The organism is Rhodococcus sp. PSi06, assembly GCF_054960675.1.
This window is the reverse complement of record NZ_JBHNYO010000020.1, coordinates 24,991-48,968: the sequence shown is the minus strand read 5'-3', so window position 1 is coordinate 48,968 and position 23,978 is coordinate 24,991. Positions and strand designations below refer to the sequence as shown.

The 23,978-nt window shown below is 65.3% G+C and carries 12 protein-coding genes; 9 read left to right on the top strand and 3 right to left on the bottom strand.

Annotation, left to right across the window (positions count from 1 at the left end):
* The first annotated feature begins 56 nt into the window (after positions 1-56).
* Positions 57-695: a TetR/AcrR family transcriptional regulator gene (locus tag ACFI9K_RS22685; RefSeq protein WP_462665593.1), complete on the top strand. Its 639-nt coding sequence runs from the start codon at positions 57-59 to the stop codon at positions 693-695.
* A 104-nt stretch (positions 696-799) separates the two neighbouring features.
* Here the strand turns inward: ACFI9K_RS22685 and ACFI9K_RS22680 are convergent, their stop codons facing one another.
* Positions 800-1,450, bottom strand: coding sequence for a DsbA family oxidoreductase (locus ACFI9K_RS22680; protein WP_462665644.1), 651 nt, complete (start codon positions 1,448-1,450; stop codon positions 800-802).
* A 107-nt stretch (positions 1,451-1,557) separates the two neighbouring features.
* On the opposite strand from ACFI9K_RS22680, the gene purB reads away from it, so the two are divergent.
* Positions 1,558-2,976 (top strand): adenylosuccinate lyase, encoded by a 1,419-nt coding sequence (gene purB, locus ACFI9K_RS22675; protein WP_462665592.1) that lies wholly within the window; start codon positions 1,558-1,560, stop codon positions 2,974-2,976.
* A 7-nt stretch (positions 2,977-2,983) separates the two neighbouring features.
* On the opposite strand, the gene ACFI9K_RS22670 is transcribed toward purB, so the two are convergent.
* On the bottom strand, positions 2,984-3,775 hold the full coding sequence (locus tag ACFI9K_RS22670) for an HAD-IIA family hydrolase (protein ID WP_462665591.1): 792 nt from the start codon (positions 3,773-3,775) through the stop codon (positions 2,984-2,986).
* A gap of 97 nt (positions 3,776-3,872) precedes the next feature.
* On the opposite strand from ACFI9K_RS22670, the gene ACFI9K_RS22665 reads away from it, so the two are divergent.
* Complete coding sequence (locus ACFI9K_RS22665; RefSeq protein WP_462665590.1) at positions 3,873-4,916, top strand: protein kinase family protein; 1,044 nt, start codon at positions 3,873-3,875, stop codon at positions 4,914-4,916.
* Between the two features lie 11 nt (positions 4,917-4,927).
* A complete protein-coding gene (locus ACFI9K_RS22660; protein WP_462665589.1) occupies positions 4,928-5,353 on the top strand; it encodes an HIT family protein in 426 nt (141 codons plus the stop codon).
* Here ACFI9K_RS22660 and ACFI9K_RS22655 read toward each other — a convergent pair.
* A complete protein-coding gene (locus ACFI9K_RS22655) occupies positions 5,340-6,461 on the bottom strand; it encodes an ABC transporter substrate-binding protein (protein ID WP_462665588.1) in 1,122 nt (373 codons plus the stop codon). The two genes, ACFI9K_RS22660 and ACFI9K_RS22655, sit on opposite strands and share 14 nt — an antisense overlap.
* A 187-nt stretch (positions 6,462-6,648) precedes the next feature.
* Here ACFI9K_RS22655 and ACFI9K_RS22650 point away from each other — a divergent pair, with 187 nt between their 5' ends.
* The 5 genes from ACFI9K_RS22650 to ACFI9K_RS22630 all read left to right on the top strand — a co-directional run bounded on the left by ACFI9K_RS22650 (position 6,649) and on the right by ACFI9K_RS22630 (position 23,972).
* On the top strand, positions 6,649-10,116 hold the full coding sequence (locus tag ACFI9K_RS22650; RefSeq protein ID WP_462665587.1) for a non-ribosomal peptide synthetase: 3,468 nt from the start codon (positions 6,649-6,651) through the stop codon (positions 10,114-10,116).
* A 49-nt stretch (positions 10,117-10,165) separates the two neighbouring features.
* The gene (locus ACFI9K_RS22645; RefSeq protein WP_462665586.1) at positions 10,166-11,830 is read left to right on the top strand and encodes a (2,3-dihydroxybenzoyl)adenylate synthase; all 1,665 of its coding nucleotides are present in this window, start codon (positions 10,166-10,168) and stop codon (positions 11,828-11,830) included.
* On the top strand, positions 11,827-15,186 hold the full coding sequence (locus ACFI9K_RS22640) for a non-ribosomal peptide synthetase (RefSeq protein WP_462665585.1): 3,360 nt from the start codon (positions 11,827-11,829) through the stop codon (positions 15,184-15,186). The genes ACFI9K_RS22645 and ACFI9K_RS22640 overlap by 4 nt, the downstream gene beginning before the upstream one ends.
* Positions 15,187-22,821, top strand: coding sequence for an amino acid adenylation domain-containing protein (locus ACFI9K_RS22635; protein WP_462665584.1), 7,635 nt, complete (start codon positions 15,187-15,189; stop codon positions 22,819-22,821). It begins immediately after the preceding gene.
* Between the two features lie 80 nt (positions 22,822-22,901).
* Positions 22,902-23,972 (top strand): ABC transporter substrate-binding protein, encoded by a 1,071-nt coding sequence (locus ACFI9K_RS22630; RefSeq protein WP_462665583.1) that lies wholly within the window; start codon positions 22,902-22,904, stop codon positions 23,970-23,972.
* The last annotated feature ends 6 nt before the right edge of the window (positions 23,973-23,978 follow it).

The window sequence follows — 23,978 nt, the reverse complement described above, 5'->3', positions numbered from 1 at the left end:
ATTCCATAGCGCGAAAGCAGTCCGACGAACGGCCTCGAGCTGGCACGATGACTTGAATGTCCGCAGGTCCGACCGAGTCGCAGCACAAGGTGTCGGGTGCGACTCCGAAGGGGGTGCGCCGCCGGCAGGCATTGGCATCGGCGGCTGCGGATCTCCTCGTCGAGGGTGGTTTCGACGCGGTTCGGCACCGGTCCGTTGCTGCGCGAGCCGGACTGCCGTTGGCGTCGACCACGTATTACTTCGAGTCGCTCGGCGACTTGGTGGCAGCGGCGGTCGATGTCGTCGGAACCCGCGAGATCGACGTCATGCGCGGTCGGATCGACGACGAGGGAAAGTGCTCGCACAAGATGGAATCGACCGTCGACCTCATCGTCGATCTGTTGATCGGGCCGCAGGACGGCCACGAGCAATTGGTCGCGAGATACGAGCGGTTCATCGCGTCGGCCCGACATCCCGAGCTACGCGAGGTACAGCTGAGGCTGCGCGCGCAGATCGACGACCTGCTCACCGACGTGCTTCGCCGATCCGGCCGCACGGTGCAGGAGATGCAGCTTCGACGGCTGGTGGCGGTGGTCGACGGTGCGGTGGTGGGCGCGCTCAGCGAAGTGGATCCCGATCCCCGGGAGATGGCGCGCAGCATGCTTCTCGAAGTGATCGACGTCGTCGCGCCGGCTAAACAGGTGCGGGCCGACTGACTAGCCGTTCTCGTCCGAGTCTGCGTCTCGAATCGGTGGCACCTCGCACACACCGTCTTCACAGACGGGGCCGTGGTCGTCGCCGACCATCTCCAACGGACCGTTCACGAGCCGGCTGCGGCCTTGCGCAGGACGTCGGCGAACACCGACGCCTCCTGCGCACCCGACACACCGAGCCGTCCGTCGATCACGAAGAACGGCACACCACTGATCCCGTAGGCGATGGCCTGCTCCTTGTCCGCGCGCACTGCCGGCAGGAACTCCTCGGACTTCAGCGCCGCGACCACCTCGTCGCGGTCGAGGCCGACCTCCGTGGCCAGATCGGCGAGGTCATCGACACGTCCGACGTGGCGGCCCTCCTCGAAGTAGGCCGCCAGCAGCCGTTCCTTCATCTCGACCTGCTTGCCCTTCGACTTGGCGAAGTGCAGGAGCTCGTGTGCCTTGACGGTGTTGGTGTGCTGCAGGGCGTCGAAGTCGTACGTGAGTCCCTCGCCTGCGGCCAGCTCGGTCATCTGCTCCAACATCTGCGTGACCTGGGCGGCGGGCATTCCTTTGTGGGAGACGAGGAAGTCGATTTCGCTGCCGTCGAAGTCGACCGGTGTCTCGGGTGCCAGCTCGAAGGAGTGGAACTCCACCTCGACCGTCCCGCCTCCGGCGGTGAACTCCGCAGCGCCTGTCTCGAAACGGCGCTTGCCGACGAAGCACCACGGGCACGCGATGTCGGACCAGATGTCGACTTTGACTGTTCGGCTCACCACGCGTGCAACATCGGAATGAGCTGCGGGTATTCCAACGGCCGGCAGGAGGACACAGTGCAGTCGACTTCCGAGACGGACAACTGCGCCACGTAAGCTGGACGCTCGTGAGCATCCCGAATGTCCTGGCCACCCGTTACGCAAGCCCCGAACTGGTGGCGCTGTGGTCGCCGGAGCACAAGATCGCCCTGGAACGTCAGTTGTGGATCGCGGTGCTGCGCGCGCAGTCGTCCCTCGGAGTCGATGTTCCCAACGCCGCGATCGCAGACTACGAAGCCGTCGTCGACCAGGTGGATCTCGCCTCGATCGCCGAACGTGAGCGCGTCACTCGGCACGACGTGAAGGCCCGCATCGAGGAGTTCAACGCCCTCGCCGGTCACGAGCACATCCACAAGGGGCTCACCAGCCGCGACCTCACCGAGAACGTCGAGCAGCTGCAGATCCTGCGCTCGCTCGAACACGTGCACGCGCACGGCGTCGCCGTAGCGAAGCGGTTGGCCGAACGCGCGGCCGAGTACTCCTCGATCGTCATGGCCGGCCGCAGTCACAACGTTGCAGCGCAGGCCACGACGCTGGGCAAGCGTTTCGCGTCCGCGGCCGACGAGCTCCTGCTGGCACTGGCTCGGGTGCAGGAACTGATCGCGCGTTACCCACTGCGCGGAATCAAGGGCCCGATGGGCACCTCGCAGGACATGCTCGACCTCTTCGGCGGCGACTCTGCCAAGCTGGTCGCACTCGAGCGCATCGTCGCCGATCACCTCGGTTTCCGGCACACGCTCACCAGCGTCGGCCAGGTGTACCCCCGCTCGCTCGATCACGAGGTGGTCTCCGCGCTGGTTCAGGTCGGTGCCGGGCCGTCGTCGTTCGCGCACACCGTCCGCCTGATGGCCGGTCACGAGCTCGTCACCGAGGGCTTCCAGGCGGGGCAGGTCGGCTCGTCGGCGATGCCGCACAAGATGAACACCCGCTCGTGCGAGCGCGTCAACGGTCTGCAGGTGGTACTGCGCGGCTACGGATCGATGGCAGCCGAGCTCGCCGGCGCACAGTGGAACGAGGGCGATGTCTTCTGTTCCGTCGTGCGCCGCGTCGCGCTGCCCGACGCCTTCTTCGCCATCGACGGTCTCATCGAGACGTTCCTGACGGTCCTCGACGAATTCGGTGCCTACCCGGCTGTCATCGCCAAGGAACTCGATCGCTACCTGCCGTTCCTCGCGACGACGAAGGTGCTCATGGCCGCCGTGCGTGCGGGAGTCGGCCGCGAGACCGCGCACGAGGCGATCAAGGAACACGCCGTCGCCGTCGCGCTGGCGATGCGCGAACAGGGACAGGAACCCGATCTGCTCGATCGCCTGGCCGCCGACGATCGACTCCCACTCGACCGCGCTGCCCTCGACGCCGCGCTGGCCGACAAGACGGCCTTCGTCGGTGCGGCCGACGCACAGGTCAGTGCCGTGGTGTCGGCCGTGGAACGGTTGATCGCGAAGTTCCCGGCCGGTGCCGCCTACAGCCCGTCGCCGATTCTTTGATCCCTCTTCACATCAGGACGTCGGGGAGATCGGCGACGGAGTCGATGACGTAGTCGGGCTCCATGGCGAATTCGTCCGTGCTGCGCCTGTCGAGGACGTCCTGACGGAATTTCCCGGTGCGCACCAGCACCCCCGTCATGCCGACGACTTGGCCGGCGAGGACGTCGTTGTCCAGATCGTCGCCGACCATCACGACGTCGTCGGGATCGACGCCCATCCGCTCGGAAGCCGTCCGGAATCCCAGCGGAGCCGGCTTTCCGATGGCTCTGGCGGTGTGGCCCGAGGCCTGTTCCATCCCGGCGAGATACATGCCGGTGTCGATGCGCAGCCCGGCTCCGGTGCTCCACATCAAGGATCGATGCATCGCGACGACGGGAATGCCACGGCAGAGCCAGTCGTAGACGCGACTGAGGCGTTCGTGGGTGAACTCCGGCCCGGCGCCGCCGACCACCACGACGTCGGGATCCTCGGACGTCTCGTCGACGAATTCGATTCCGGGCATGTCGCCGGTGATCTCCCCGTTGTTGATCAGCACCACCCGCGCATCCGGATAGTTCTCGCGTAGGTGATCCGCGGTGAGCGACGCGGCAGTCACGATCTCGTCCGAGTGGACGTCCAGTCCGACGTCGCGCAACGCCGCGGCGATCTGCCCGCGCGTCTTCGAGGTGGTGTTGGTCAGAAAGGCGCGAGCAATGTCTCTGCTGTCGAGAAACTTCAGCGTCTCTGCAGCTCCGGGCACCGCCTGCCACGACGTCACCAGGACGCCGTCGATGTCGAAGAGAACCCCGCCGATACCCATCGGCAAACAGTAGTCGGGTTACCGAACACCTGCAGCCTCAGCGGCGTCGTGCACGTAGGGTCGGGAGCGCTCGATGCAGGCAGTGAGGAGCCGGCCGATGGATGCGCACAGTGCGGAGCGTCGTGCCCGCTACACGGCTGTGAGCGGACACCTGTCGTCGATGAGCGACCGAGAACTCGCGCGGGCGGTGACGACCGCTACCGAGCTCGGAACGGGAATCGGTGGTCGTTCGATGGAGCTGAACGTCGACGGCAGCCGTGTCTTCGTCAAACGGATTCCCCTGACAGACATCGAGATGCTGCCGCAGAACATGTTCTCGACGGCGAACATATTCGAGCTCCCGACCTTCTATCAGTACGGGCTAGGGTCGTCCGGTTTCGGTGCCTGGCGCGAACTCGCCGCTCACACCATCACCACACAGTGGGTGCTCGACGGGGAATTTCCCGGGTTCCCCGCGATGTATCACTGGCGCGTTCTACCGGACTCTGCGCCCACAGGATTCGTCGACGAGTTCGGGGGCGTGGACGACGCGGTGACCTACTGGGAGGGGTCGTCGGCGGTACGGAACCGATTGGAGGCCATCGGCACCTCGAAGCACAGTGTGATGGTGTTCCTCGAACACGTACCGCATACCCTTGGCGAATGGATTGCTAGGCAGCGCAACACCTCTGGCGGAGTCGACGCGGTTGTTCTATGGGCAGAGAAGGCACTTGCCGATGGAACTGCCTTCATGAGTGCGCACGGTTTCGTCCATTTCGATGCCCACTTCGCCAACATTCTGACCGACGGGCAGCGCCTCTACTTTGCGGATTTCGGACTCGCGCTGAGCTCGAACTTCGCTCTCTCGGTCGACGAGTCCGCGTTTGCCACCCGACACCTGTCCTACGACGGCCTCTACTGCGCCGGTCAGCTGCTTCGGTGTCTGGTCGCCGAAAGGTTCACCGAGACCGAACGACTCGGCTTTCCCGACTCCTGGATCGGAGGTCTGCGACCGGGAAACCTGGCACCGGACATCGACGCTTTCGTCGATCGTCACGTCCGCCCGTCGGCCCTGCTGAACGACTTTCATCGAAGCCTGGTCGGTGACAGCAGGACAGCGCGTTTTCCGTTGAAAGAAATCGAGCGGGTGCGAAGGCTCTAGAGTCGGTGGCTGTGAACCCCTACACGATTTTCTCCGAGATCATTGCCGGGACCGCAGAGGCGTCGCGTGTCCACGAGGACGAGACCGCAATCGCGTTCATGGACATCAGGCCACTGACCACCGGGCACGTGCTCGTGGTGCCCAAGCAGCAGTATCGGACGCTGGCAGAGTTGCCGCCCGAGGTGGGAGCGCATCTGTTCGTCGTCGGTCAGAAAGTGGCCGCCGCTGTGCGCGTGAGCAATCCACGTGTCGCCGGAGTCAATCTGTTTCTCGCCGACGGCACCGTGGCCGGCCAGGAAATCTTCCACGTGCATCTGCACGTCATTCCGCGCATGATCGGCGACGGCTTCGGTCTCCGTGCTCGGCCGTCGTCTCCGCAGCGATCCGAACTCGACCGACGCGCTGCGGAGATCGCGGCTGCGCTTACTCGGCAGTGACCTTGCGCGCCTTGGACAGTGCGTCGGCGTAGACGTCGATGGTCTTGGTGTAACGGCTGTAGCTCTTGTTGGCACCGTAGTCCCAGAGCACCATCTGTTGCTTGTCGACGGCAGCGATGGTGTCGAAGCCGGGGTATCTGCTCGGTATGTCGGCCAGTGTCACGTCCGCTGCGTTGGCCACGTCGTGATAGACGAATGCGACGTCGGCATCGACAGTGGACACGTTCTCCCAGGACACCTTCTTCCAATAACCATCGTCGGTGCCGTCGGGGGTGTACATGTTCAAGCCCCAGCGCTCGTAGTCGCTGAAGTCCGGATCTGCGGACGGGTCCAGCACGTAGGCGACGTCGAGGGGCCAGATCCCGACTCCGGTGAGGTCCTGGCGTTCGGCGGCAACGTTTTTGAAGTTCGCGACGGCTGCGTCGTATTCGGACTTGATGTCCGCCAGTTGCGGGGTGTCGAGGTCGACGCCGAGCGAGGACGCGAGTCCGGAATAGTTCTCGATCGTCTGCGCCGTCGAGGTGGTATCCAAGGTGACGCCGAGAGTGGGGGCGAGTTGATCGATGGTGTCGGCCTTGGACGAATCGGCCGTGGTGGTCAGCTTGCCGAACTGGCCGAATCGCGGATTGAACTCACCGATGACGAGATCCGGGTCCAAACTGGCGGCTTTCTCGAAATCGAATGTGCCCCAGCTCTCGCCGACCGATTCGATGCCGGTGAGATCGGAGCAGCTCAGAATGGGGCTGGTGCTCATCGGTGTGGTGGACCAGATGGCGATCGGCTTGATTCCGTACGACATCAGAGCCGCGGCGGATTCCTCGTCGGCGATGATTCGGGTCGGCTGAGCATCGAGCGAAATGGTGCGTCCGCGGCCGTCGGTGTACGTGAACGGCCCGGATGCTCGGTCGACCGTGTCGACGCGGTCGTTCTCGCCGCACGCGGCAGGGTTCGCGTTCAGATCGACGACCTGAGCGCCGCGGTCGTCTGATTCCGTGGTGTCGCTGCTACAGGCCGATGCAGTAAGAACCAGGAGAACCGAGAGGCCTCCGACGAGGGCGTGCGGTGAAGATCCGAAGAGCCTCGAGCTGCGGCTGCGGTGGGCAATCATGGGTCACTTTCGTCGTGGTCGGATCGTGGCGGTGGGGTCGTCAGGGAGCGACCACATCTGCGTGCCGACAGATGTTAGCCTGCTGAGGGTCGACTAAGCGAGGGTAGCCTTTCCTTATGGAGCGGTGGCCATAAAACGCCTGGTCGCACGGGGTACGACGCAGCGCAGCCGACGAAGGGGACACCGAATGGAGCAGCAGGGAATCGGAACCGAAGAACTGCGGACCCAGGTCGCAGAGCTGATCGGCACCGAGCCCGGGGCTGTGCCACTCGATGCGAATTTGTTCGAGTTGGGCCTGGAATCGATCGTGCTGATGCGGTTGGTCGGCAGGTTCCGCAAACAGGGTTCGACGGTGACATTCGCCGATCTCGCTGCGCAGCCGACGCTGTCGGCCTGGGCCGAACGGGTCGGTGCAGCAATCGAACCGATACCTGCGCCCGCTGCGCGCACGCCGGTGCCGAAGCGGCCCGACACCGGCAGCTTCGACCTCGCCGTGCTCCAGCACGCCTACTGGATCGGGCGTAGCTCGGAGCAGCGATTCGGCGGTGTCGCTCCGCATCTGTACACCGAGTTCGACGGCGACGGAGTCGATCCCGATCGATTGCGCACTGCGCTCGACGCCGTGGCGCGCAGGCACGACATGCTGCGTGCTCGGATCACCGACAACGGACAGCAGGTGATCGAGTCCACTCCAGGGTGGCGCGGGTTGACGGTGCACGATCTGCAGAGTCCGGACGACGCGACGGCCGAACTGGAACGCACTCGGCAACGCTTGACCCATCAGATGCTCGATATCGAAGCCGGAGAGGTGTTCTCGGCGGATCTGACGTTACTGCCCCACGGCCGAACCCGACTGCATCTCGACATGGACATGATCGCAGGCGACGCCGTCAGCTTCCGCATTCTCGTCGCAGATCTGGCGCAGGCATACGACGGTCGGCCACTGCCCACCATCGACTACACCTACGAGCGCTACCTCACCGACCGGCCGGACGATCGCCGTGTTGCGCGGGCGCACGCCGAGCGATACTGGTCCGACCGCCTCGATTCTCTTCCCGGAGCGCCCACTCTGCCTCTGCTCGAACGTGATTCGGGTTCACCGGCGGCGACCAGACGGGCGTTCCATCTCGACTCGCAGGCGTATTCGCAATTGCAGTCGCAGGCTCGTGCGCACGGCGTCACCCCGGCGGTCGCAGTGGCAGCGGCCTTCGCCGAGGTGGTCGGAGCGTGGTCGCGTGAGCAGCGATTCATCCTCAACGTTCCGATGTTCGACCGTGCCGCGACGCACTCGGCCGTCGGCCAACTGATCGGCGATTTCTCGTCCTCGGTCATGTTGGACGTCGATCTGACCGTGGAACTCGCGTTCGCCGAACGGTCCCGGCACATGCAGGCACGCCTGCACGAGGACGCCTCGCACGTGGACTACTCCGGAGTGGAGGTACTCCGCGACCTCGGTCGTCGTAGAGGGGAACCGGTACTCGCGCCGGTCGTGTTCACCAGCGCATTCGGGCTCGGTGAGTTGTTCGACGGCCGTGCGCGCGACGTGTTCGGAGAACCGGTGTGGATCATGTCGCAGGGACCACAGGTGGTGCTGGACGCACAGATCACCGAACTCGACGGCGGCGTGCTGGTCAACTGGGACATTCGCGAAAACGAGTTCCTACCAGGGGTTCCCGGGGCCATGTTCGACGCGTTCGAGTCGCTCGTACGAGCACTCGTCGTCGACGGTGATGCAGCGTGGACGAAGCCCGTGGGTGAGCTGGTTCCGCCGCGTCAACTGATGGCGCGGACACCGACCGCCGACGTGCCACGAACGGATGCGATCCAGAAAGCCGGAACTGCGACTCTGCACCGCGCCTTCTTCGACCGGGCGGCCAGAACGCCGGACGCGATCGCTCTCGAGTGGGGCGAGCGCGAATCGATGACGTACGGCGAACTGAGCGATCGCGCCCTGAAAGTAGCTGCGGCGCTGATCGATCGCGGGGTGGCGGTAGGCGATGCGGTAGGGGTGACATTGCCGAAGGGTCCCGATCAAGTGGTCGCGATTCTCGGTGTGCTCGCCGCAGGCGGGGTGTACGTACCGGTCGGCGTCGACCAACCGACGAGCCGCGCGGAACTGATCGCCCGCAGAGCCGGGTTCGCAGTCACCATTGGGGGATCGGGCGACGGCGGCCTCGCCATGTCGGATGCAGTTCGCGGAGAGCCCTCGCCCGCAACGCATCTCGGCCTCGACACCGCACCCGCGTACATGATCTTCACGTCCGGATCGACGGGCGAGCCGAAGGGTGTCGTGGTCTCGCATCGAGCCGCACTGAACACGATCTCGGACCTGATCACACGATTCGAGCTGGACGAAAACTACCGCCCGCTGTGCCTGTCCGAGTTGGACTTCGACCTGTGCACCTTCGACCTGTTCTCGGTGTTCGCGGCCGGCGGCACGGCCGTGCTCATCGAGGAACACGAACGCAAGGATCCACAGCGCTGGGCCGCAATGATGAGGGCGCATCGAGTCACGGTGATCAGCTGTGTGCCGCCGCTACTGGACATGATCCTGTCCACCGGTGAAGATCTGGGCAGTTCGCTCGAGGTCGTCATGCTCGGTGGCGACAAGGTAGGCATCGACCTCTACCGTCGGCTGACGGCGGCGGTTCCCGGATGTCGGTTCGCCGGGCTCGGCGGAGCAACCGAGACCGCGATTCACAACAGCATCTGCGAGGTCGTGGATGTCGATCCGAATTGGCGCACAATCCCGTTCGGCGTGCCGCTGCATGCGACGGCGCTACGGGTCGTCGATGGGCGTGGGAACCACGTGCCGGACTGGGTGCCCGGTGAACTGTGGGTCGCGGGTGTCGGTCTGGCCGACGGCTACCTGGGCGATCCCGAGCGTACGAACGAGCGCTTCGTGGTGGCCGATGGTTACCGCTGGTACCGCACCGGCGATCTGGTTCGCTACGGCACCGGCTCGATGGTCGAATTTCTGGGCCGCGTGGACAACCAGATCAAGATCGACGGATTCCGGATCGAACTCGGCGAGATCGAGGCCGTTCTGAGCGACGACGCCGACGTGGTCTCTGCCACAGCGGTCGTGGACCGCGTCGGCGCAGCTGCGGTGGTGGCTGCAGTGGTGCTCGTCGATCGCGGCAGCGACCCGGACGAGACCGTTGCGGGCATCGTCGCCAGGGTCGCCGAGCGACTGCCGGCACACATGGTGCCGAAACGGACGGTGGCATTGCACGCCCTGCCGCTCACCGTCAACGGCAAGATCGACTCCGCGGCCATCGCCGAGAAGTGCCGCGCGGCAGGCGATACCGAACGTGTGCGGTCCCGAGTAGCCCCCCGAACCCACCTCGAGCGCGCACTCGCCTCCATCTGGCAGACGGTATTGGGCGTCGACGCGGTAGGGGTCACCGACACACTGTTCGAGCTGGGCGGTGACTCCGTCCTCGCGACGACGATCGTCGCCCGAATTCGCGCGGCCTTCGACATCACGTCGGTCACGGTCAGGATGCTCTTCGCTGCCCCGACGGTATCGGGGTTGGCGGAATCGATGATGGTCGCCTTCGGTGATACCGAGCTGCTCGAGGCGACCGCCGAGATCTATGTGTCGATCGAATCCATGTCGGAGGACCAACTGCTGGCAGCACTCGACCAGTAGCGCAGGCCCTGACTCGACACCACACTCCTTCCACGATCGGGTTTCCACAGTGCATCCAGTCATCGAGAACACACTCGTCGAGAACACCCTTGTCGAGAACACCGCAGATTTCGTACCGTTCGACTCGGGCCGTGCCCAGGGGTACCTCGACGCCGGACTGTGGCGCGGAACGACTCTGCCCGCAGTGTTCGCCTCGTGGGCAGACCGGTTCGGCTCTCGTCGCGCGGTCGTCGACGAGAGCGGTTCCGAGGCACTGACATACGACGAGCTGCTCGCGCGAGTACGAACGACCGCAGCAGGGTTTGCCGACCGTGGGATCGAGCTGGGTGATCGGGTTGTGGTGCAATTACCCAACTCGGTGTCGTTCGCGGTAGTCCTGTTCGCGCTTCTCGAGTGCGGAGCGGTTCCGGTACTCACCCTGCCCGCACACAGACGTCGCGAAATCGTCCATCTGGCAGCCACATCGAAGGCCGTGGCGTACGTGATCGAGGAGCGGGACGGAAACTTCGACTACCGAGCGTTGGCCGACGAGGTAGTGGAGTCGGTACCGAGCGTGCGTGACGTCTTCGTCGACGGTTCGAGTGGGCCCCACACTCCGTTGTCCGCCGTTGTCGGCGCGCCGCGCGAATTCCCCCGTGGGTCGGCTGCAGGCATTGCAGTGCTGTTGGTGTCCGGCGGAACGACCGGGCTGCCGAAGCTGATTCCGCGCACTCACAACGACTACGAATTCAATGCACGGGCCAGCGCCGACGTGTGTGAGTTGACCGCCGAGGACGTGTATCTCGCAGTACTGCCCGCCGCCCACAACTTCCCGCTCGCGTGTCCGGGTCTGCTCGGTGCGCTCGGTGTCGGTGCCACCGTGGTGTTCTCCCGTAGTGCCGGCCCGGATCAGGTTTTCGCACTCATCGACAAGTATCGCGTCACGGTCACGGCGCTGGTACCGACGTTGGCGCATCTGTGGTGTGAGGCCACCGAATGGGAGGCCGCAGACCTGTCCAGCCTGCGGTTGTTGCAGGTCGGTGGTGCAAAGTTGACGCCCGAGATCGCCAAGCTCGTCGAGCCGGCCCTCGGGTGCCGGTTGCAACAGGTGTTCGGGATGGCCGAGGGGCTGCTCAACTACACGCGAGCGGAGGACACCCCGGACGTGGTGATCGGCACCCAAGGGTGCCCGTTGTCCGAGTTCGACGAGATCAGAATCGTCGACGCCGACGGCCACGACGTCCCGGCCGGCGACGTGGGCGAACTTCTCACCCGCGGCCCGTACACCATCAATGGCTATTATGCTGCGGCAGAGCACAATACGACGGCCATCACCCCCGACGGCTTCTATCGCAGCGGAGACCAGGTGTGTAGGTTGCCGTCGGGGCACCTGGTCGTCACGGGTCGGATCAAGGACGTCATCACCCGAAACGGTGAGAACGTCGCGGCGGACGAGCTCGAAGATTTGCTGCTCACACACCACTCGGTGGCCCGGGTAGCGGTCATAGGAGTACCCGATCCCGCTGTGGGCGAGAGCATCTGCGCGGTGATCGTGCCGAACGGGAACCTGCCCACCGTTGCCGAGGTGCGGGCTTTCCTGGCGAAAGCAGGCTGCGCCGGGTTCAAGCTGCCCGACCGGGTGGTGGCCCGAACGTCTCTGCCCGTCACGGCCATCGGCAAAGTGGACAAGTCCTTGCTGGTGCGGCAGTCCACCGAGCGGGAGGCACGTCGATGAACCCGGTGGATCTGGACGACGTCACACGTAGGTTGCTCCAGGATCGACTGCGGCGCACTCGCGGCGAGACCGCCGAGGTCGAGCGCGGTCCTCTCGCGGACGTCGGTTCGCGCCGATTCGACTCGCTGAGAGAACGATTCGGCTCCATCGACGATGTGTGGCCACTGTCTGCACTCCAGCTCGGGTTGGTCTATCGGATCGGTGTCGACGCACAGGCCGTCGGGCTCTACACCGTCCGCACCGTCGTGGAGGCCGATCGGGTGCTGGACGGTGACAGGCTCCGGCGCGCTCTGCAGTCGGTGGTCGACGCCACCGCGGCGTTGCGCACGGCGTTCGTCACCCCGGAGGGTGAGGCACCGGTCCAAGTGGTGGTGTCGTCGGTCCGGGCACCGCTGACGGTGATCGACCTGAGTGGTTGCTCGGCCGGCGAGGCAGAAGCGCGCTGGAATCGGGTGCTCACCGCCGACCGCGAGAAGACCTTCGACATCGACGCACCCCCCTTGTTCAGGCTCACGCTCGTGCACCTGCCCGGCGGCGTCGATCGCGTGTTGACGACCTACTGGTTCGGGTGTTTCGACGGCGGTTCCTCGGCGTTGCTGGTGAGTCGCGTCCTGGAACAGTACGACGGCGAAGCGATTCGGGTCGATCAGGGGTATCGGGAGTATCTGCGCTGGTCGACTTCTCGCGATCGCGCCGAATCCGAGCGGGCCTGGCAGCGCTGGTTCGCCGACGTCGACACCCCTACCCTCGTGGCCGAAGCGATCGAGGGCGACGACGAGCCTCCCCGGCGAATCGAACGCAGGCTCTCGGCCGCAGTATCGGGCCGGCTCGACTCCGTTGCCCGAGAGTCCGGTTCGACCCTGTTCACCGTGCTCGCGGCCGCCTGGGCAAGCGGGCTGATGCGCGTGATCGGTCGGTCCGACGTGGTGTTCGGCACCGCCGTCGCGGGCCGACCGATGGAGGTGCCAGGATCCGAGCGCGCGATCGGCGCGTTCATCAGCACCGTCCCCGTTCGAGTCACGGCCGGCGGGTCCGACACAGCGGCGAATGTTGCTGCACGGGTGCAGGATCAGCGACTGGACCTGATGCTCCACGACACCCTCGGCCTCGGAGGTATTCAGAAGGCCGTCGGTGCAGGCGCTGTGTTCGACACCCTGCTGGTGCTGCGTAACGCCGCTGGGCCGGCCGGTGACTCCGCGTCCGCGCCGAACCGGCAGGTGCGGCATATATCCACCGTCGACGGTTCGGAGTTCCCGATCTCGATCGCCGTCGACCCCGGGACAGAGCTGAACGTGTCGGTGACCTATCTGCCGACCTCGGTGAGCGACGAGAGAGCGAGCTACTTTCTCGGGTCTTTCGAGCATGCGTTGAACATCGTTGCCGGGCAACATGACCTGCCGATCTCGCAGTGGCCGGCTCCGGTCGTCGAACCGGTGAGCATCGCCGACAACGGGTTCGCCGACAGGGTGGCGCGGCTGGGCGATTGCACTGTTGCCGAGTTGCTCGCCGAGCGCGCCGCCACCATCCCGGAGACGACGGCATTGGTGTTCGGGGACAACCGAGTGACGTTCGGAGAACTCGACACTCGGGTCGATGCGTGCGCGCGTGCACTGCTGCGCCGTGGTGCCGGCCCGGAGCGCATCGTCGCCCTCGCGCTCCCGCGGTCGGTCGAGATGGTGGTGGCGCTGTTCGCGGTATTGCGCACCGGTTCGGCGTACCTTCCACTCGAACTCGACTATCCGAACGAGCGACTCGACGTCATTTTGGACGATGCGAAGCCGACGATTCTGGTGACGACCATCGAGACACAGTCGCGTGGACTGTCGAGCGGCGCCGATCCGATGATCATCGACGACCCCTCTGTCGCCGAGGAATTGGCGACTCGTGTCCACCCGTCGGAGGCCGTGTCGAGCGAGTTCGCGCCCGGCACACCCGGTCGCCTCGAGCACCCGGCCTACGTCATCTACACCTCGGGCTCGACGGGCACACCGAAGGGCGTCGTCACCCCGTATCGGGGTCTGACGAACATGCAGATCAACCACCGAAACGAGATCTTCGTCCCCACCGTCGCCGCGGCCGGGGACCGCACACTGCGGATCGCGCACACCGTCTCGTTCTCCTTCGACATGTCGTGGGAGGAGCTGCTGTGGCTCGTCGAAGGCCACGAAGTCCATGTCTGTGACGAGGAATTACGCCGTGACGGCGAGGCATTGGCGCGGTATTGCGAGCAGAACCTGATCGACGTGGTGAACGTGACTCCGACGTACGCCGGGCATCTGCTGGACTTGGGGTTGCTCGACGAGCACGACGGACATCGGATTCCGTTGGTGCTTCTGGGCGGTGAGGCAGTTCCCGACGCGTTGTGGCAGCAACTGGGAAGCGTCGGATACAACCTGTACGGCCCCACCGAATACACGATCAACGCGCTCGGTATCGGTACGCGGGAGAGCGAGCGGCCGTCGATCGGTGCGCCTATCCTCGGTACCCGCGCCTACGTTCTGGACCAGTGGCTGCGACCCGTTCCCTCGGGTTCCGTGGGTGAGCTGCACCTGTCCGGTGTGGGCCTGGCCCGCGGCTACCTGCACCGATACGCACAGACGGCGAGCAGGTTCGTGGCAGATCCGTGGGCACCGGGTGAGCGCATGTACCGCACCGGCGATCTGGTTCGGATCAGGCCCGACGGACTGTTCGAATATTTGGGTCGTGCCGACGACCAGGTGAAAATCCGTGGCTATCGAGTCGAGACCGCGGAAGTCGAACGGGCACTGGCCGGTTGCGATGCGGTTGCCGGGGCGGTGGTTCGGGCCGTTGAGGTCGGAGCGGGTACTCGGGCGCTCGCGGCGTACGTCGTTCCTGCCGACGGCATGGCCGCCGAGGACAACGCCGAGTTGTTCGGATCGATTCGGGACGAGCTGGCCGCGACATTGCCGGAATACATGGTTCCCACGTTGTTCGCTGCGCTGGACCGTATTCCGATGACGATCAACGGCAAGCTCGATGTACGGGCTCTTCCCACTGTCGATGCAGCGGGTGGCGGTACGTTCGTCGCGCCGCGCACACCGGTCGAGACGATGCTGTGCGACATCGTCGAGGAGGTTCTCGGGGTCGGCCGAGTCGGTATCGACGACGACTTCTTCGCTCTCGGCGGCGACAGCATCACCTCCCTCGCCGTGGCGTCGCGAGCACGTAAGGCGGCCATTCCGCTGGCACCACGCGAGGTGATGCGCAAACGAACCGTGCGGATGTTCGGGGCGGAGCTCGTCATCGAGGGCACCGCGCGCCCGTCTGTCTCGGCCGAGGCGGCCACCGTGGAACTGTCCCAGGACGAGCTCGACGAATTCGAAAGCAGTATGTGAGTGACGAACACGACGTCCGATACCGAGTCCACACCGCAATCCAAGATCGCTGCTGTTCTTCCACTTACCGCGCTGCAGGTCGGTATGTACGTGCAGTCGAGTCGTGCTGCCGCGACGCAGGATCCGTATCTCTCCCAGACGGTGCTGGACCTGGCTGCCCAAGTTGGGAGAGACCGCCTCACCCGAGCCCTCGAGCAGCTACTCGAGCGTTATCCGAACATCAAGGCGTTGCTGCGCCAGCGCCGAAACGGTGACCTGGTGTGGGTCGTTCCGCGTGCATCGACACCGGAACTCACACTTGTCGAGGGTGATTGGGGCGATCATCTCGTCCGCGACCGAGCCACCGGATTCGCGTTCTTCGACGCTCCGTTGATTCGCTTCTCGTATTCGGTCGGACCGCAACGGCCGCGATTACTGATCACCTACCATCACGCACTGATGGACGGGTGGTCCGAAGCCATCTTCGTTCGTGAGCTCATCGCCTTGTACGAGGCTGGGGACTCGGCTGCCTTGCCCCCGGCACCGGACTACCGTGCCTACCTCGCTTGGACGGCCGCACAGAGTCGTGATGCGGCACTGGAGCGTTGGGGGAGATATCTCGACGGCTTCGAGCACCCCACCTCGATCGCCGAGTCCGCGCCGTCGACATCGTGCTCACGCATCGATCTCGACATCGACCATGCACTGGCCGGACGCGTCCTGGACTACGCGCAGAGCCGCGGTGTGACGACCAACGTGGTGGTGCAGGTCGCCTGGGCGTCGATGCTCGCTGCTCGGACCGGGACGCGCGACGTCGCGTTCGGGATGGCAGCGTCGCTGCGGCCGTTCGACCTCGACGGCGCGGAGGCAATGGTCGGTCTGTTGCTCAATACCGTGCCCGTGCGCATTCGATTCGACTCGAGCGAATCCGTCACCGACGTGGTCGATCGGGTGCAGACCGATCACTTCGATCTGGATGAGCACCGTTTTCTGGGCCTGTCCGAGATCGCCGGAACCATCGGATGCAGTGAGCTTTTCGACACGATCGTCGTGTATCAGAACTACCCCTCACTGCCCTCCGAAGCGAGCGCGGTCGTGGACGAGGTGACGGTTCTGGGCGCTCACATGAGCTTCCCGATGGCGCTGATAGTTGGCCCCGACCCTGCGCTGTGGGGGTTCCTGCTGCACGACGACGCAGCCGTCGACCATCGTGCGGCCACGGTGTACGCCGAGACCTTCGTCGAGATGCTCGACCGGATGGTGAGCCGTTCGGACGTCGATGTGCCGCAGCTCTTGTCGGCCCCCGACGGCCAGGGATACAGCGTCGGTCCGGACACGGAAACGTCGACGCTGGAGGTAGCACTCGCAGACAGGTTCGCCCGGTCGAGCGAGGACATCGCGTTGACTGTCGGCGGTGAGGCGATCACGTACACCCAACTTCTGACTCGAACCGCCGAGGTGTCGGCAGTGCTGCGCCGCCGCGAAATCGAGACCGAGAGCCGCGTCGCTATCGCTCTCGGCAGGAGCGTCGACATGGTGGCGGCGCTGCTCGCGACCATCGACGTGGGTGCGGTGTTCGTCCCCATCGACATTCGCTACCCGCGTGAGCGCATCGACTACATGCTCGAGGACTCGCGCCACGACATTCTGTTGGTCGACGACGCCACCCCCGCCGCGCTGACCGCTCTCGGAACCGCGACGAGAATCGACGCGGGCGTGGCACCGGAAGTGGCGGAAGAACCGTTCACCGTGAGTATCCCGGGTGACGGCGGGGCCTACCTGGTGTACACCTCGGGTTCGACCGGTACGCCGAAGGGAGTGCTCGGAACCAGAAGCGCGCTGGCCAATCGGCTGCACTGGGCAACACAGCTCTGGGGCGGGCCCGCGAGTCGGATCGCCAAGAGCTCCCTGTCGTTCATCGACGGAGCCACCGAACTGCTCACCGGACTTCTCGCGGGTCAACGTGTGGTGTTGGCACAGGACGACGAATATGCCGATCCGGGGGCATTGGCGACCCTCGTTGCGCGATCCGGGGCCGAGCAGATCACCGCCGTCGGATCACTCGCTGCCGCACTGGCGACGACCTCGCCGCAGCAATGCGGTTCCCTGACCGATTGGATCCTCAGCGGAGAGCCGTTGACCAGCAACATGATCGACGCGATCGAGCACGCCACGACCGGTGCGTCGGTGCACAACTCGTACGGTTCCTCCGAGGTGGCGGGAGACGTTGCCGTGCACAGGGTCGCAGGCGAACCGCGAACCATCGGAACAGCGGTGGACAACACGAGCCTGGCCGTGCTCGACGACCGGCTCCGACCGTTGCGGACAGGAATCGGCGGTGAGCTCTACGTCTCGGGCGCGCAACTCGCTCGCGGATATTTCGGGAGACCTGCCGAGACGGCCGCCCGGTTCGTCGCGGACCCGGGCGCAGCCGGCGGCAGAATGTATCGCACCGGTGACCGTGCCCGCATCCAGGACACCGGTGCACTCGAATTCCTGGGACGTGCCGACCGACAGGTGAAGATCCGAGGCCATCGCGTCGAGCTGGGGGAGGTCGAGAACCGCACTGCCGATGACGAATCCGTGGACGAGTGCGCGGTGGTCTCGGTGACCGACCCCGCGGGCGTGACCGTGCTCGTCGCGTACGTGACTCCCGGCAGTGCCGATACTTCCGTCGTACGGCACGCCTTGCGTGGCCGAGTGCCCGAGTATCTGGTGCCGGCGTTCTGGGTGGCGATCGATCACCTACCGACTACTCCGAACGGCAAGACGGACCTGGTGGCGCTGACGCAACGCGGGATTCCCGACAGCGGACCGAGCCGCTCGCGAGCACCGATCACCGACGACGAACGGTGCCTTGCCGACCTTTTCGCTGTCGCGGCTCGTGTGAACGTCGAGTCGATCGGGGTCGACGACGATTTCTTCGCGCTCGGCGGCGACAGCATCACCGCCATCACCCTGGTTCATCACTCGCGGGGTGCCGGACTGATGATCACGACCGCCGACGTCTTCGAGTGCCGTACGGTTGCCGGACTGATCGAACGCGCGCGCTACGCCGAAAATATCGATCCTGCAGCAGAACCCGCGATATCTTCCCCACTACTCGACTCGAAGGACCTGGCCGAGTTACGCACACTCGGTATCGATACCGTGTGTGCACGCCCGGCAACTCCGCTGCAGCAAGGTCTGGTGTTCCAGTCGGTCGCCGCGGGAGACGGACAGGAGGAGATCTACGTCATCGCCGCGGAGTTCGAGGTGCGCGGCGAGATGGAGATCGAGAGACTCGGCAACGCGGTCGAGGCACTCTCCGAACGCCACCCGGCTTTGCGCTCACGCTTTCTCACCCTGAAAACCGGGTCGACCGTTGCTGTCCGCGACACGGAACGAGTGCAGGTACGCAGGCACACGGTCGACGATCCGGACTCGCCCGCCGCCCGCGCGCTGGTGGACGAGGATCGCCGCACCGTCGACATCGAACACGGCCCTTTGGTACGGGTTCTGCTGCTGGACTGCGGAGAACAGCTACATCGGGTGGTGCTGACCGTGCATCACCTGCTCGTCGACGGTTGGTCGATGGGAACCGTCGGCACCGAATTGTTCAGGCTCTATCGCGGCCGAGATCTCCCGGCTCCGGCGTCCTTCGACAACTATTTGCGATGGCTGGCGCGGCAGGACGGCTCGTCGATCGACGCGTGGCGTCGAGCGCTCGGCGACGACGTGGTGCCGACGATCCTGGCCCCGGCGGCGTCACCGGCATCGTCACCGGCCGCGTCGCCGGCCGTGGATCGATCCGAGGCCCGAGAGATCGAGATTCGTTGGGACGCGAAGGACACCGCACGGCTCACCGAGTCCGCTCGACGGCAATCGGCCACGACGAGCGAAATGATCAATGCGGCCTGGGCCGTGGTGCTCTCGGCGTTCACCGATTCCGGATCGGTCGTGTTCGGGTCCACTGTGTCGGGCCGCCCGACCGACCTGGACCGCGTCGGTGAGATGGTCGGGCTGTTCATCAACACCGTTCCGGTGCGAGTGGACATCGGTGCCGACGCCACCCTGTCGTCCCTTCTGGCGGACCTTCGGACATTCTCCATCGCCGTTGCCCCACATCATCACGTCGGTCTCGCGGACATTCAGAAGGCCGTCGGACGGGGAACACTGTTCGACACCCTCGTGGTGTTCGAGAACTTCGGTGCCGCCGACACGTCCGGGATCGACACCGCCGACTTCTCGGTGTCGGTCGCGGGGTTCCATACGGTGACGCACTACCCGCTGACGTTGACGGTGTTCCCGGGCGAGGAACTGCGGTTGGTGGTGGAGTATCGATGTGACGCAGTGTCGGTCGAACGTGCCCGGGCGGTGGCGTCGGCCGTGACGGCGGTGCTTCGGTCGTTCGCCGAGACGGGTGATCCACTCGTCGCGTCGGTGCCGCTCGTGGACGACGCGACCACACACCGGCTCACCGCCGAGCAGGCCGGCATCGCGCGTCTCTATCCATCGCACACGTTGGTCGAGCTCTTCGCCGAACAGGTGTCGCACCAGCCCGATGCCATCGCGGTTCGGGACGGCACCACGGCACTGACATTCGCCGAGTTGGACTGCCTGTCCACCAGGGTCGGTCGGTGGCTCATCGCTGCCGGAGTGGGTGCCGAGGACCTCGTTGCCGTCGAGGCTCCGCGCACCGTGACCACGATGGCAGCGATACTCGGCGTGATGAAATCCGGTGCCGCGTACCTGCCGCTGGATCCGAACTGGCCCGTCGAGCGCACCCGCCAGATTCTCGACGATGCACAACCGGTGGCCACGGTGACCGCGAATATCGTTGCTTCACTTGCTTCCTCGCCTATCGATTCGGCAGGCATCACCGATGCCGAACGCCGAGCCCCGTTGCATCCCGACCATCCCGTGTATGCGATCTACACCTCGGGCACCACAGGTGTGCCCAAGGGGGTGCTGGTTCCACACCGTGGCCTGACGAACCTGTATCACTCGCACCGCGAGAACGTGCACGAACCCGCCATGAGGCGGGCGGGCAAGCCGACCGTGAACGTGGCGCACGCATGGTCGATGGCCTTCGACGCATCCTGGCAGCCGCAGCTGTGGATGTTCGGCGGGCACACACTGCATTTGATCGATCCCGAGACAGTTCTCGACCCGGTGGAATTGACTGCCCGGCTCACCGCGCTGTCGGCGGATTTCATCGAGGTCGTACCGTCTCTGCTCGAGCAGATGATGAGATCGGGTTCGGTCGACACTCTCTCGACTATCGGAGTCGGCGGAGAAGCGGTATCCGCCGAGCTGTGGAATCGCCTGCTTGACAATCGAAATCTTGTGGCGTACAACTTCTACGGACCGACCGAAGCGACGGTCGACGCGGTGTACACCTCCACCGAGCTGTCGGCCGATCCGGTGATCGGCCGGCCGGTGACCAACATGCAGGCCTATGTGCTGGATAGAAGCCTTCGACTGGTGCCGCCCGGCGTGCTGGGGGAGCTCTACTTGGCCGGACCGGGAGTCGTACGGGGATACCGGAATGCGCCGGGGCGCACGGCACACCGCTTCGTCGCCGATCCGTTCACCGCGGACGGGACACGGCTGTACCGGACCGGAGACCTCGTCGCCTGGACCGGGACCGGCACGCTCCGTTATGCAGGTCGCTCGGACGACCAGGTGAAGATTCGTGGCCACCGCGTCGAAGTGAGCGAGGTGCAGACTCGGCTGCGCGAGTTCGAAGGCGTGGCCGACGCGCGAGTGGTGGTGCGAGCGGCCGAGGACGGCAACACCACCCTCGCCGGCTATGTGGTTGCGGAACCGGGGCACACGATCGATACGAACGATGTCCGAGCCGGCTTGCGCGGCCTGCTGCCGTCGTACATGGTGCCGGCGTCGCTGACTGTTCTCGACGCGTTTCCCGTCCTGCCCAACGGCAAGCTCGATGCTTCCGCACTGCCCGCGCCCGATATCGCAACCCGCACCGGGCGGCTGCCGATCACCGATGCGGAGCGGCAGATCGCCGCGGCCGCAGCCTCGGTGTTGCACGTGCCCGAGGTCGGTGCCGACGACGATTTCTTCGACCTGGGCGGCGACAGCATCATGGCGATGGAGCTCGCCGCCAGGCTCCGGTCGGCAGGATTCGCGGTGTCGCCCCGGCACATCGTGGCGCTCCGTACACCGGAAAGCATTGCAGAACAGATCGTTTGGGGAGGAGAACCGGAAAGCGTCTCGATCGATCCGCACGGAACCGTACCGTTGACGCCCATCGTGCGGTGGATGGACGCACTCGATGGGCCCATCGACGAGATCTCGCAGGCGGTGGTGCTCGAGGCTCCGGGTTCGCTGACCGAGAGCTCGCTGACGGAGCTTCTCTCGCAGTTGATCGACCGGCATCCGATTCTGCACTCGCGCTTCGAGCGCAACCCCGGCTCCGAGTCGATCTTCACGGTGTTGCCGGACGGCACCGCGGACGTGCGTCGGTGGATACGGGTGGACGACGTCGACGGGCTGACCGAGCCCGAGCTCGCCGACCGGGTCGGTAGCGAATCACGTTCTGCGCGTGCTCGGTTGGATCCCGCTGCCGCGAGGATGGTCGATGTGGTGTGGCTGCGCCATCGACACCGTCCCGATTCGGCCGGGGAACTGCTGATCACACTGCATCATCTGGTGGTCGACGGGGTGAGCTGGCGGATACTGTTACCCGACCTCGTCGACCTCTGGACGCGCGCTCCGGGCGAGCGCAGGCCTGGACCGTCGATGCGGCAATGGGCCCACGAGCTGCACTCTCTCGCAACATCTCCCCGGGTACTCGCCGATCTCGAGTATTGGGCAAGTATCGGCCACGACGTGACACCGATCCCGCTGATGCGTGCGCTCGACCCTGCGGTCGATATCGGTTCCCGCGTGCGCACCGTGAACTTCGAGCTGCGGGAGGACGACACCGCGTCTCTGTTGTCGGCTGTCACCCGTCGCCTCGGCGTCTCCGTCGAACACCTGTTGTTGGCGACGTTCGCGGCTGCGACTACTGCATGGATCGACAGCGCAGCAACCGGTGAGCAGTCGTTCGTCGTCGATGTGGAGGGGCACGGACGATCCGGATTCGCGTCGGATCGGGTGGATGGTTCGTCCGTGGTCGGCTGGCTCACGGCGGTGTTCCCGCTGCGCCTCACGGCCCGGAGCGAGGACCACCGCACCTTGATCGCCCACGAGACCGACCCCGCTGCGGCGGAATCGGTTCTGCGCGACTTGGCAACGGCGGCCAGGACGTCGAGGGAGTCCGTGCCTGCAGACGGGTCCACGTACGGAATGTTGCGGTGGATGGGCGGAGACGCCGGCGAGGCGCTGCGTCGAACTCCGGATGCCGCAATCGAATTCAACTATCTCGGTCGGTTCGACGCGGCCACCGGAGGGCCGTTCGGTGCCAGTCCGCTGCGCAGCAGTCTCGACTCGTCACCCGGTGCGACCACACCCTGCAACTACGCGCTCATCGTGGACGGTTACATTCACGACGATCATGGCTCGTCGGTACTGGGGGTCACGATGACCTGGCCCCAGGGAGTGGTCGACGACATCGAGATTCTCGCTGCGTCATGGCACGACGCACTGAGCGCCGCGTGTCGAATTCTGGCAGCAGATCTTCCTAGTGAGGCAAGGGTTACCTCATAAGTGCTACCTTGTCAGTCGCCTCACCCGGTCGGGTGCGGGACGCAGCAGTGCGTGGTCGAGTCGAGAGGTACCGAGCAACGATGAAGGTTCGTACGAAGTGGATGAGGAGCGCTGCGTCGATTGCGCTCGCCGGAGGGCTCACCATCGCTCTCGCCGCCGGTTGCAGCAGTTCCGAGGACGCGCCCGCAACCGAGTCCACCACGTCCGCGCAGGAATCTGCATTCCCGGTCACCATCGACTCGGCGCTCGGATCCGCGACGATCCCCGAGGCACCCAAGCGGATCGCCACCTGGGGTTGGTCCAACCAGGATGCGGTTCTCGCCCTCGGTGTCGTACCCGTCGCGATGCCCACCTTCGACGGCGCGCAGTACGGAGCGGACGACCGCGGCATCCTGCAGTGGGACGCGGCCGCACTCGCCGACCTCGGTGGCGACACACCCACGCTGCTGTCCGGAGACGGAACCGGAGCGGTTCCCGTCGAGCAGTTCGCCGCCGCCGACCCCGATGTGATCTTTGCCCCGTACTCGGGGTTGACCCAGGAAGAATTCGACAAGCTCTCCGACATCGCGCCCGTCGTGGCGTACCCGGACAAGCCGTGGACGGCGTCGTGGGAAGACCAGCTGACCATCGCAGGCAAGGCTCTCGGCAAGGACAAGGAGGCGGCGGATCTGGTCGCCGGAGTCGAGAGTTCCATCGCCGACGCGGCCACGAAATATTCTGCACTGAAGGGTAAGACGGTCACCGTCGCGCTGCCCAACGCGCCCGGCACCTTCGCCGTCAGCAAGGACAACGATGTCCGTGTCGAGTTCCTCGAACAGCTCGGTCTGGTCAACGAGCCGACCATCCAGGAGGCCGACCCGGCCAAGGATCCCGATGCCGTGTACTTCGAGCTCAGTCTCGAGCAGGCCTCGCTGCTGAAGTCGGATGTATTGTTCGTCGTCGCCTACGACAAGGAATCACTGGGTGCATTCCTCGTCGAACCGGCCGTGGCCGCGCAGCCCGTGCTGGCGCAGGGACGCACTGCATCGACCGAAAAGCTCAGCGCCGACAAGAACTTCGCGTTCGGCGGACTGACGGTGCTCACCATTCCGTACATCCTCGACGACGTGGCATCGGCTCTGAACACCGCCGCCGAGAACGTCCAGGGCTGATCCGAG